This is a genomic window from Pseudomonas sp. NBRC 111127, assembly GCF_001320345.1.
GTDB lineage: Bacteria > Pseudomonadota > Gammaproteobacteria > Pseudomonadales > Pseudomonadaceae > Aquipseudomonas > Aquipseudomonas juntendi.
The window spans coordinates 1-9,897 of record NZ_BCBD01000195.1 but is presented as its reverse complement, the minus strand read 5'-3'; the positions used below and the strand labels follow the sequence as shown (position 1 = coordinate 9,897).

11 protein-coding genes, 1 tRNA gene and 2 pseudogenes are annotated in these 9,897 nt (G+C 60.9%); 7 read left to right on the top strand and 7 right to left on the bottom strand.

Annotated elements, in window-relative coordinates; all coding sequences use genetic code 11:
• Positions 1 to 559 (top strand): annotated as a pseudogene (locus tag APH30_RS24405) (GntP family permease); the annotation flags it as partial.
• Positions 560 to 728: 169 nt separating this feature from the next.
• A complete protein-coding gene (locus APH30_RS24400; protein ID WP_054913996.1) occupies positions 729 to 1,769 on the top strand; it encodes a DMT family transporter in 1,041 nt (346 codons plus the stop codon).
• A 117-nt stretch (positions 1,770 to 1,886) separates the two neighbouring features.
• On the opposite strand, the gene APH30_RS24395 is transcribed toward APH30_RS24400, so the two are convergent.
• The 6 genes from APH30_RS24395 to APH30_RS24370 form a co-directional block, all read right to left on the bottom strand.
• Positions 1,887 to 2,342: a GFA family protein gene (locus APH30_RS24395; RefSeq protein ID WP_054913995.1), complete on the bottom strand. Its 456-nt coding sequence runs from the start codon at positions 2,340 to 2,342 to the stop codon at positions 1,887 to 1,889.
• Between the two features lie 112 nt (positions 2,343 to 2,454).
• The gene (locus tag APH30_RS24390; RefSeq protein WP_029884907.1) at positions 2,455 to 2,814 is read right to left on the bottom strand and encodes a hypothetical protein; all 360 of its coding nucleotides are present in this window, start codon (positions 2,812 to 2,814) and stop codon (positions 2,455 to 2,457) included.
• The gene (locus APH30_RS24385; protein WP_371262923.1) at positions 2,807 to 3,586 is read right to left on the bottom strand and encodes a hypothetical protein; all 780 of its coding nucleotides are present in this window, start codon (positions 3,584 to 3,586) and stop codon (positions 2,807 to 2,809) included. The genes APH30_RS24390 and APH30_RS24385 overlap by 8 nt, the downstream gene beginning before the upstream one ends.
• Positions 3,587 to 3,797: 211 nt before the next feature.
• A complete protein-coding gene (locus APH30_RS24380) occupies positions 3,798 to 4,952 on the bottom strand; it encodes a Fic family protein (RefSeq protein ID WP_054913994.1) in 1,155 nt (384 codons plus the stop codon).
• A gap of 340 nt (positions 4,953 to 5,292) precedes the next feature.
• A tRNA-Thr gene (locus tag APH30_RS24375) sits at positions 5,293 to 5,368 on the bottom strand.
• Between the two features lie 71 nt (positions 5,369 to 5,439).
• Entirely contained in the window at positions 5,440 to 5,850 is a 411-nt protein-coding gene (locus APH30_RS24370; protein WP_029884908.1) for a pilin, read from the bottom strand.
• 215 nt (positions 5,851 to 6,065) lie between these two features.
• Here APH30_RS24370 and APH30_RS24365 point away from each other — a divergent pair, with 215 nt between their 5' ends.
• Genes APH30_RS24365 through yacG form a run of 4 tightly spaced genes read left to right on the top strand, consistent with a single transcriptional unit; the run spans position 6,066 to position 8,963 of the window.
• Positions 6,066 to 7,274 (top strand): type II secretion system F family protein, encoded by a 1,209-nt coding sequence (locus tag APH30_RS24365; RefSeq protein ID WP_054913993.1) that lies wholly within the window; start codon positions 6,066 to 6,068, stop codon positions 7,272 to 7,274.
• A 2-nt stretch (positions 7,275 to 7,276) separates the two neighbouring features.
• Positions 7,277 to 8,143: an A24 family peptidase gene (locus APH30_RS24360; protein ID WP_054913992.1), complete on the top strand. Its 867-nt coding sequence runs from the start codon at positions 7,277 to 7,279 to the stop codon at positions 8,141 to 8,143.
• Complete coding sequence (gene coaE / locus APH30_RS24355) at positions 8,143 to 8,766, top strand: dephospho-CoA kinase (RefSeq protein WP_054913991.1); 624 nt, start codon at positions 8,143 to 8,145, stop codon at positions 8,764 to 8,766. The genes APH30_RS24360 and coaE overlap by 1 nt, the downstream gene beginning before the upstream one ends.
• Positions 8,763 to 8,963, top strand: a complete 201-nt coding sequence (gene yacG / locus APH30_RS24350) for a DNA gyrase inhibitor YacG (RefSeq protein ID WP_009683001.1) — start codon at positions 8,763 to 8,765, stop codon at positions 8,961 to 8,963. Before coaE ends, yacG begins: the two co-directional genes overlap by 4 nt.
• A 50-nt stretch (positions 8,964 to 9,013) precedes the next feature.
• Here yacG and APH30_RS24345 read toward each other — a convergent pair whose 3' ends face one another.
• Entirely contained in the window at positions 9,014 to 9,697 is a 684-nt protein-coding gene (locus APH30_RS24345; RefSeq protein WP_009683002.1) for an energy-coupling factor ABC transporter permease, read from the bottom strand.
• A gap of 131 nt (positions 9,698 to 9,828) precedes the next feature.
• Here APH30_RS24345 and APH30_RS28905 point away from each other — a divergent pair.
• Positions 9,829 to 9,897 (top strand): annotated as a pseudogene (locus tag APH30_RS28905) (DUF1780 domain-containing protein); the annotation flags it as partial.

Sequence of the window (9,897 nt, the reverse complement as noted above, 5' to 3'; positions counted from 1 at the left end):
CTTCCTTGGCAACCCACTGATCGCCATGCTGCTGGGCGTGCTGTTCGCAGGCTTCAGCTTGGTACTGGCGCGCGGTGGCAACGCCGAGCAGTTGCGCGATGCGCTGGGCAAAAGCCTGAAGCCGATTGCCTCGATCATCATGATCATTGCCGGCGGCGGCGCTTTCCAGGAGATGCTGACCAGCGCCAAGGTTGGCGATGCCATTGTGCACCTGACCCAGCAATCGGCATTCCCGCCGTTGATTCTGGGGTGGCTGATCGCCATGCTGCTGTCTGTGTCTACCGGCTCGGCCACAGTTGGCATCGTCGGCGCAGCCGGCCTGCTGGCCCCCTTGGCAGGTGCTGACCCCAGCCTGAACCTGCCCTTGCTGGCCCTGTCCATCGGCTGTGGCTCGCTGTTCTTCAACTACGCCAACCATGCCGGTTTCTGGATGGTGAAAGAGTCGTTTGGCATGACCATGGGGGAAGCGACCAAGACCATCTCGGTGGTGCAGTCGATTGTGGCGGTGGTGGGGTTGATCGTGGTGTTGGTGCTGAATGCGGCGGTTGCGGTGGGCTGAGCCGGGTGCATTTGCCGCTTCGCCACGCGGGCCGGGGTAGGCGCGGCCTTGCGTCGCGAAAGGGCTGCAAGGCAGCCCCCCGTTGCCAGCCAGAAGTAATGCTTGAGTCAACCCCACCAGGCAACGCTATGCTGCTCTCCTGCATGCGATGAGTCTGGTAGGTACCCCCATGAACGTGAGCGTTTTCTACGCGTTGTCTGCTGCGGCGCTGTTCGGTGCGAGCACCCCGCTGGCCAAGCTACTGGGTGTGAACCTTTCACCCATCCTGCTGGCGGGGCTGCTCTATCTGGGCAGCGGGCTCGGCCTGACCATCGTACGTGTTGCCCGCGACCACGGTTGGCGCCGGCCTGGCCTTGCCACCGGAGAATGGCCTTGGCTGGCGGGTGCCATCGCCTTTGGCGGGGTTCTGGCACCGGTAGCACTCATGTTCGGCCTTGCACGTACCGCAGGGGCGACGGCTTCGCTGATGCTCAACCTGGAAGCGGTCCTGACCGCGGTGCTGGCATGGATCGTGTTCAAGGAGAACGCTGACCGGCGGATAGTGCTGGGCATGATCGCGATCGTGCTGGGCGGTATCGTTCTGTCCTGGCCGGATACCGGCGCGGCCGCCGATGACTGGGTTGGCCCCCTGGCAGTGGCGTTCGCCTGCCTGTGCTGGGCAATCGACAACAACCTGACCCGCAAAGTCTCAGCGTCGGACTCGCTGTTCATAGCTGGCAGCAAAGGCCTGATGGCGGGGTTGGTCAATTGCGGACTGGCCCTGGCGCTGGGGGCACGGCTGCCAGAGCTGGCCACGCTGGGGCCGATCCTGCTGGTGGGGTTTCTCGGCTATGGGGTCAGCCTGGTACTGTTCGTGCTGGCCCTGCGCGGGCTGGGCAGCGCGCGCACCGGCGCGTACTTTTCCACCGCGCCTTTTTTGGGTGCGGCCATCTCGGTTCTGGCCTTGGGTGAATCGGTATCCCTGATGTTTTTGCTCGCAGCAGCATTGATGGCCATCGGGGTCTGGATTCATCTGATGGAAAACCATGTTCACGAGCATCAGCATGCCCCCCTCAGTCACGGCCACCGCCATACGCACGACGAACACCACCAGCATGTGCATGATTTTGAGTGGGACGGAACTGAGCCACACAGCCATCCACATGTGCATGCGCCGCTGCGACATAGCCATGCGCACTTTCCCGATGTGCATCATCGTCATAAGCACTGAATGGGGTTGGTGGGCTGAAGGCGGTGCAAGGCCTGTGAGGGAGGGTTGAAGACCTAGCCCTGCCCGGTTCGGGCGCAAGCCCGATCTCGAAGGCTCACGCGAACATGGGCGATGCACTCAGCCGTGATCACTGGCCGGGTTAGCTGCATACCGCACCCATCCCGCAACCTCGGCGCCACCACCCACTCGATCCTTGGGATGAACACGCCCTTCACTGACCGCCACCTCTGCAAAATCGAACGGGCTCATCCCGTCGATACAAGCAACGTTCACCCCATACTGGTCCGGCGAGGAACGCCGCTGGTGAAAGGTGTAGATGCCGCACTTCGAGCAGAAGTAGTGCTTGGCTTCCCGGGTGTGGAACTGATAGAGCGTCAGCGCCTCTTCACCTTGGGTGACCGTGATATCGCCCAGATTGACCGACACCGCCACCGCCCCGCGCATACGGCACAGCGAGCAGTTGCACCTGCGTGCGGTGCGCAGACCATCGGTCAACCGCAGTGAGAAACGCACGGTGCCGCAATGGCACGCTGCTTGGTAGACAGGGCGGTTATCGTTGTTTTTATCCGTCATGGCGTTTCTCCCGTTTGAAAGGCCAGCTTGCCGGACTGGCCGCAGATGCCCGAACACAGGGGCTACCGCTATCGGGCTGGCCAGTACCGCGCCCCATGCAGAAGCGGTCAGGCTAGGTGTAAGTGAAAATAATCAGCGCGGTGGCCAAGAGGATGTGAATCACCAAAAGGCTCACCAACAATCGCCTCATGCTTGAGGGGAAACGTTTGACTTCATCGAAGTCAATCAACCCCCTGCGCAGGAAGATGCTAGGTATGGCCAGCACCATGGAGATCAAACCCGTACGCATAACCTTGCCCAAAAGACCCGCATGTTGAAACGTAATCTTATTACCGGTCACGAAGCTACAGCGCGTTAGCAACGACTCGTAGTATTCAGTGTATTTATGTGCGATGAAACACTGCACGACCATCGCAAGCATCATGGGTGCAAGAATCAGAATCGCAATGAGTCCAGGCTCAATTTCATTCACTCCGATACCTCGCCGTACAAAAAGTCACCAAACATTTCGCCCGCCTTGCCCCTCCATCACCGAAGACTTTACCGCCCACTGCTCCTCCGACGACAGCACAAGCCAGCGCACCAGGGCCACCTGTACTGACGCCCAGAACAAAGGCACAGATACCGGTCCCTGCCATACCTCCCAATAACCCACCGGCGCTGCCACCCGCCAGGCTACCCATCAACGTCGAGGTTTCGACATACTTGGCGCGCCGACACTGATCCTCCCTTCCCGTTGTGCAGGCCTTATGGATTGACAGGCCGGTGGACGCCACATCCAGTGCAGTACCGATATAGGCACCCCTTTTCACCAAGTTCGACGCCCTGGCAGCACCTGCCACCTTTTCGGCATAACCCGAAATCTCACCAGTATGCAGATAACTGCGGGTCGAGATGCCCAATGCCTGCTTGATCTTGCCCTGACGACGTAAACCCGAACCATACGCAGCAACGCTGCCCAATTGCTTCTCAAACTTCATAAAAAGTGCAGAGCGCTTGGCGTAGAAAACATCACGCGCAGCGAGGGTGCCAGAACCGAGATAGTCGCGGTGTAGTTTCTCGATTTCTTCAAGCGTGGTTTTAATATTGACCAAGTGCTTGCTCCAGCCCTCGCTAGCGGCGCCCGCCCCGATCGAGGCATTGGCCAGCAAGCTCTGCAGCAAGTCGAAATGCTCGAGGAAAAAATCATCCGCGTCCACGCCGCTAGTCATCAGGCCAGTATGCACCTCGACAGCTTTGGCCATCAGTAATGCTTCGTGGCTGGTGCAGGAGGGTGTACCAGAGTCCCCTTTGAGTAATCTGCCGCGCCCGCTTCGCACCTCGCATGATCGTCGATAAATAGTTCTGCACGCTCAAGGCGACATCCATGGTGCCGCGATCCTTGATCCGCTGTAGGGGCCGCCTTGCGGCCCTTCGCAGCGCAAGACCGCTCCTACAGCGCCGTGCCTGTGCGGGTCAGGGGCTATCGAGTGGCTCGGGGATGAAGCCTTGCTCTCTCAATGCCTTGATCACGCCACGTATCAAGTAGTTGTTCGAGAAACCGATCGTGTACTGCCTTGAACCTGGGCTAAGCGGCAGCAGCATCCCTTGGTCCACCAGATTTTTGATCTGGTACGTACGCTGTGGCGCAGTGAGCTTCGGGACCGCCTGCCCGATGTCGCTAGACTTCACCACCTTCATGCGTATCGCACAGTCCAGGATTTGCTCTTCAACCGGGGTAATCCACTTCCGGCTGCGCGCATAGCTTACTGCAGGGGATAAGATCGATTTCGTGAGGTAATCATACTGAGTGAGCCTGTCCACCTTCTCCAGCTCATCCCGAATGCCCTCGAGGACATAAACGCACCACGCTTCCAATCCTGTCGGCGTGCCGGTATCGGCTACCCCCAGCATGCCGTAATACTTCTCCCGGTCGTTGCAAAACACCGCCGTGGGGTTCAGCACCCTGCCGCCAACGTTCACGTTGAAACCGTACTTCATCAGCAACGCGTAAGTAAGCAACCTCACCACCCGCCCATTACCATTACCGAATGGGTGGATCCAGCCAAAGCGATGGTGCGCCAGCGCCACTTTCATCAACGCGTATTTAGGTGAATCGTCGCGGTTGATGAAGCAGACCAGCTCCTGCATGTACTGCGGCACCAGCAGCCCCTCCGGGGGAAGATGGTCCGACTGCGAAATCTGCAGACCCCCTTCACGGTAGGCCCCAGGCGTGCGGTCACCCTCGCGATTGAGATCGACCACAGTCATGGCATGCAGTTCGCGGATCATGTGCTCCGTCAGGGGCACACCCGGCTGCATCACCTCTTCGATGTAGTCCATCGCTCTTTCGATATTGGCAACCTCCAGCAACTGATCGGTGCTATCGGCCGTGCCTTCGACCTTGCTGTCGATGTAGTCCGCCAAGGTGGTGTGGTTACCCTCGATTCGCGCAGAACCCAAGCTCTCGAGGGTGTGGAAGATGTCCTTGAGCTGGAAGAAAATCGATGCCGGGGTATCGCCCTCCAGTCTCAGGCGACGCAGGAACTCAAGCTCGCTCAGCACGTCGACCAGGGGCGAGTCAAAGGATGGGTTCAACAGCAGGAGATCGTGGTGAGAAAATTTAGGCATCTCGAAATTATCTCTAGGAGGCGAATGCTTTATCTCAAATTTTTTTGCTCTTATGCCCGTAAACACTGGGCTAAAGGCATATCAAAGAAAAGCATTATCTCAAATTCTCTGCAAGATTAAGTCAAAACAGGCGGGGTGATAAGTCGATTGGGCGGGGGGCTGGGCGGGCACGACGCGTGAGTACATCGCTTGCTAACCGGAACTAGGATGTACTAACGAATGTACATAAATGCCGCAGAATGTGGCGTTTTAACGCCCATGGAGTCGGCGCAAAAAAACCGCCTAGGCGGCGGTTTCATTGGCCTCCACGTATGGTGGTGAACCATCGCGGATTAAAGACTGGTGCCGGAGACAGGAATCGAACCTGCGACCTTCGCGTTACGAGTGCGCTGCTCTACCGACTGAGCTACACCGGCGTGTAGCGCAACGTACCACTGCTCGCACCCGTTACGCAAACCCCTGTTTCCACGACTTTATTGCCCTGCCCTCAGGCCCCCTTGCAGCCCTTCGGCGCCAGGTCTTCTTCGATGTCGGTGGTGCACGCCCAGCCCGTTGCCGAACGGGTCAACGTCAGGGCCTTGCCCAGCACGGTGGCCGGTGCATCCACCAGGGTGCAAACCAGGCTGCCGCTGCTATCGGCCGCCTTGCCGTTGGCGGTGATCGCGCAATGCGCCGTTGCCGGCTGGCCGCCCAGTTCGGCTACGCCGGCTACATCCTTGCCGTCGTTCAGGCGCAGGTCCATCGCCGTTTTCAGGGCGCTGATTTCCAGCAAGCCGGCCGCGGCCTTGGAGCGGGCCTGGTGGTTGGTGTACATCGGTAAGGCGATGGTCGCCAGAATGCCGATGATCGCCACAACGATCATCAGTTCGATCAGGGTGATACCGCGTTGCCCTTTCATGAACAGTTTCCTTTTTGATACGCGTACTCGTTAGGGTCAATCTCGCCCCAAGCGACAGCGGCGCAGTAGGCCTGAACAGTCACCTTTTGTCACCCCTGCCTGCTTGGGCTTCATCATCGCTGAACTACTCTAGTGAGCATCATGGACGCGCGCCCTGGCATAGGCGCGGCAAGCTGTTTCCAGGCTTGTCGCACGGGCAACAAAAGGACCTTCGCATGACCACTTCCACCCCCCTCTACAGCTGGCACGGCACCGACGCCAATGGCGCGCCGGTCAGTGGCCAAACGCCTGGGCCCAGCCCGGCCCATGTACGTGCCGGGTTGATTCGCCAAGGCATCAACGTGGCCAGTTTGCGGCCGGCCAGCGGGCTCGGCCTCAAGCTGCCAAAGCGGCGGGAAAAAACCGACCCGGCGGGTTTCAGCCGGCAGTTGGCGACCTTGCTCAAGGCCGGGGTGCCGCTGTTGCAGGCGTTCGAGGTGATGGGGCGCAGTGGCTGTGGTGCCGCCCTGGCTGCGCTGCTGGTTAGATTGAAACAGGATGTAGCTGCGGGCCTGGGGCTGGCGAATGCGTTGCAACGCCACCCGGGCTGGTTCGATGCGCTTTACTGCAACCTGGTACGGGTGGGCGAACAGTCGGGCACGCTGGACCGGCAGCTGGAGCAGCTGGCAGGCATGCTGGAACAGCGGCGGGCGCTGCAGAAGAAGGTGCGCAAGGCGATGGTCTACCCGTTGCTGCTGTTGCTGACCGGGTTGGGCGTGTCGGCGGTGTTGTTGCTGGAGGTAATACCCAGGTTCGAGGACATGTTCGCAGGCATGGGCGCGCAATTGCCGGCATTTACCCAGTGGGTGATCGACTTGTCCACAGGGTTCGGCCGGTTTGCGCCGATGTTGCTGGCGCTGGGCCTGGTGCTAGGTTTTGCCGGGCGCCAACTGTGCCGCCGGCATGCGCCTGCGCGGTTGTGGCTCGGGCGCCTGGTGTTGGGCTTGCCGGTATTCGGCACGCTGCTGGGGCAGGCGGCGTTGGCGCGCTTTGCGCGTAGCCTGGCAACCGCTTATGGGGCCGGGGTGCCCTTGCTGGATGCCTTGGGTACGGTGGCGCGGGTGACCGGGGGCCAGTTGCATGAACAGGCGGTGCTGCGCTTGCGCCAGGGTATGGCCAATGGGCAGGGGCTGAACCAGGCGATGGCGGGTGAGCCGCTGTTTCCACCCTTGCTGGTGCAACTGACGGCCATCGGTGAAGCCAGCGGCACGCTGGACACGATGCTGGACAAAGCCGCCAGCCATTATGAGGAACAGGTCAGCCAGGCGCTGGACCAGTTGACCAGCTTGCTGGAGCCGGCCATCGTGCTGGTCCTGGGCTTGCTGGTGGGTGGCCTGGTAGTGGCGATGTACCTGCCGATCTTCCAGTTGGGTAGCTTGATCTGAACATGACTTTATGGACCTTGCTGGCTGAACAGCCGGCGTACTTCTACACCTTGGCGAGCGTGCTCGGCTTGCTGGTAGGCAGCTTTCTGAATGTGCTGGTGTACCGCCTGCCGATCATGCTGGAGCGCCAATGGCAGCGTGAAGCGCAGCAGGTTCTGGGGCTGCCGACTACGCAGCACCCGCGCTTCGACCTGTGCCTGCCCGCTTCGCGCTGCCCGCAGTGCGCACACCCGATTCGCCCGTGGCAAAACATTCCAGTGCTCAGCTACATGGCCTTGCGTGGGCGCTGCTCTGCCTGCAAGGCCCGCATCAGCCCGCGTTACCCACTGGTCGAAGTGGCCAGCGCACTGCTGTCGCTACTGGTGGCCTGGCGTTTTGGTGCGTCAGCCGAGGCATTGCTGGCATTGCCGTTGACCTGGTGCCTGCTGGCCCTGAGCCTGATCGATGCCGATCACCAGCTGTTGCCGGACGTACTGGTGCTGCCGATGCTGTGGCTGGGGCTGATCGTCAACGCCTTTGCCGTGTATGTGCCGCTGGGCAGTGCGGTATGGGGGGCGGTGGCGGGTTACCTCAGCCTGTGGTCGGTGTATTGGCTGTTCAAGCTGGTCACCGGCAAGGAAGGCATGGGTTATGGCGACTTCAAGCTGATGGCGCTGATCGGCGCCTGGGGTGGCTGGCAGGTGCTGCCGTTGACGCTGCTGTTGTCGTCGGTGGTCGGGGCGCTGGTTGGCCTGTGCTTGTTGCATTTGCACCGGCACGCACTAGGCACGGCGATGCCGTTTGGCCCTTATCTGGCCATTGCGGGGTGGATTGCCGTGCTCTGGGGTGATGAAATATACGCCTCTTACCTGCAACTGCTGGGATACTGATGACCACTGCGGCGTTTACCCCCTGGATTCTCGGGCTGACTGGCGGCATTGGCAGCGGCAAAAGCGCCGCCGCCGAGCGCTTCGTCGAGCTTGGCGTGCACCTGGTCGACGCCGACCAGGCCGCACGCTGGGTGGTCGAGCCTGGCCGCCCGGCCCTGGCCAGCATTGTCGAGCGCTTTGGCGCGAGGGTGCTGCAGGCCGATGGCCAGCTCGACCGTGCCGCGCTGCGCCAGCTGATTTTCGCCGACCCCGCGCAGCGCAAATGGCTGGAGCAACTGCTGCACCCGCTGATCGGGCAAGAGATTTTCAGCTACCTGGCCAAGGCAGAGTCGCCGTATGCGATCTACGTGTCGCCGCTGCTGATCGAGTCGGGGCAGCACCACAAGACCCAGCGCGTGCTGGTGATCGATGCGCCGCAGGCGCTGCAAGTGGCGCGTACCCTGGCCCGGGACAACACCAGTACCGAGCAGGTGCAGGCGATACTGAAGGCCCAACTGGCCCGTGAGGAACGCTTGCGCCATGCCGACGATGTGGTGGTCAATGACGGCGACCTCGCCGCGCTCCATGAGCAGATTGACCGCCTGCACCACTTTTACCTGACTTTGAAAGGAGGCCAGCCATGAGCCAGCCATTGACCGTCGATTGCCCGACCTGTGGCGCACCAGTGGAATGGACCGAGAAAAGCGCGTTCAGGCCCTTCTGCTCAGACCGCTGCAAGCTGATCGACCTGGGTGCCTGGGCAGCGGAGGAGCACAAGATTCCTGGGGCGCAGGAGTCCGAGGACGAGCTGTATTCAGGTGACCTGGAGTCGCGGCATTGAACTGATCCACCTGCCGGGCAGGCGATGATGCACCGGCCTAGCCTGCGGGCTCAGTGCTCATCGTCCTTCCACGGCGCCTGCAAATACCGTGTGCGGTTGAAGGTTTCCAGCCAGTCCGGGCAAAACACCACCAGCGCACTGATCACCATGCCGTTGATGAACGCTTCGGGGAACATCATCAGCCACAGGTAACCGACAAAGTCGCCAAGCCACTCTGGCAGCGCAAAGCGCCCGTCCAGCCACAATAACCCTAGCGCCACCGGCACGCAGACCAGCACCGTGAGTGCGGCAGGGAAAAACCCTGAGCAGAAGATGTAAACGAACAGGTTTCGCGGTTGTGCCCGCTCCACCACAAGGGCGCACACCTCGGTGATCAGCACCGGCAAACCCACCAGCAACAGACCATTGACCCCCAACGCCGCCAGGTCCTGGCGCCCCAGCACCAGCAGGCCCAGCTGGGCCATGAAACCGCCCAGCACGGCCAGTGGCCAGTCCAGCAACAGGGTAACCGCCGTCATGCCGATGAAGTGGTACGCCACGCCGGTATCAAAATCGCGCCTTACCAGCCACAACGCGAACAGGCAGAACACCGTGCCAAATAGCAGGTGCTGGCGGCGCCGGTCTGTAAGCAGTTCCACCCAGCGAACCTGGCTGGCGGCCCAGGCCAGCAGCGGCACGTAACCCAGCCAGCCAAGGCTCAGGGTGGTGCCAGACAACACCTGTGCGCTGATCACTGAATAATGCCCCTTGCCGGCTTGTGGATAAGGGCAGTGTACACGCAAACTTCCCGGCCCCTTTGCGGCGGATGGCCTGCGGCCGCATGCGTGCCTCTTGCTGTCATCGATTAACGGCTAAGCTTGTGTGCATGGATGACTCCGACTACCTGCGCCTGCTGACCATTCAGGCCGAACAAGCCAATGCCTTCCTCTCCAAC

What these genes read in the sequence shown, in the direction of transcription:
- APH30_RS24400 (WP_054913996.1), top strand. Translation starts at nt 729, where the DNA reads ATGAACGTGAGCGTTTTCTACGCGTTGTCTGCTGCGGCGCTGTTCGGT.
- APH30_RS24370 (WP_029884908.1), bottom strand. Translation starts at nt 5,850, where the DNA reads ATGAAAGGGCAACGCGGTATCACCCTGATCGAACTGATGATCGTTGTG.
- coaE (WP_054913991.1), top strand. Translation starts at nt 8,143, where the DNA reads ATGACCACTGCGGCGTTTACCCCCTGGATTCTCGGGCTGACTGGCGGC.
- APH30_RS24385 (WP_371262923.1), bottom strand. Translation starts at nt 3,586, where the DNA reads ATGGCCAAAGCTGTCGAGGTGCATACTGGCCTGATGACTAGCGGCGTG.
- APH30_RS24395 (WP_054913995.1), bottom strand. Translation starts at nt 2,342, where the DNA reads ATGACGGATAAAAACAACGATAACCGCCCTGTCTACCAAGCAGCGTGC.
- APH30_RS24365 (WP_054913993.1), top strand. Translation starts at nt 6,066, where the DNA reads ATGACCACTTCCACCCCCCTCTACAGCTGGCACGGCACCGACGCCAAT.
- APH30_RS24380 (WP_054913994.1), bottom strand. Translation starts at nt 4,952, where the DNA reads ATGCCTAAATTTTCTCACCACGATCTCCTGCTGTTGAACCCATCCTTT.
- APH30_RS24360 (WP_054913992.1), top strand. Translation starts at nt 7,277, where the DNA reads ATGACTTTATGGACCTTGCTGGCTGAACAGCCGGCGTACTTCTACACC.
- yacG (WP_009683001.1), top strand. Translation starts at nt 8,763, where the DNA reads ATGAGCCAGCCATTGACCGTCGATTGCCCGACCTGTGGCGCACCAGTG.